At 64.6% G+C, this 413-nt stretch carries 1 protein-coding gene; it reads right to left on the bottom strand.

Features of this window, described 5'->3' with window-relative positions; genetic code table 11:
• Positions 1-413 (bottom strand): helix-hairpin-helix domain-containing protein (locus AC0L3B_RS38480; RefSeq protein WP_473382837.1); only part of this gene is annotated, 413 nt, incomplete at both ends.

Below are 413 nucleotides of genomic sequence, written 5' to 3'. Positions count from 1 at the left end.
GCGCTGCACCAGCGGATAGGCTTCCGGGTGAACCGCAGAGGCATCCAGCGGGTTGTCGCCGTTCATTACGCGTAGGAAACCGGCGGCTTGCTCGAAGGTTTTCTCACCCAGGCGCGCGACTTTTTTCAGCGCGGCGCGGGTTTTGAACGCGCCGTTCTCGTCGCGGTGGGTGACGATATTCTGCGCGAGGGTAGCGTTGAGGCCGGAGATACGCGCGAGCAGCGCCACGGAGGCGGTGTTCACGTCCACACCCACGGCGTTCACGCAGTCTTCCACCACCGCGTCCAGGCCACGCGCCAGCTTGAGCTGCGACACGTCATGCTGGTATTGGCCGACGCCGATGGATTTGGGGTCGATTTTCACCAGCTCGGCCAACGGGTCCTGCAGGCGACGGGCAATGGATACGGCGCCGC

This window comes from Bradyrhizobium sp. Kon56, from assembly GCF_055807635.1.
The sequence above is the reverse complement of the archived record's forward strand: the minus strand, read 5'-3'. Positions and strand labels throughout refer to the sequence as shown.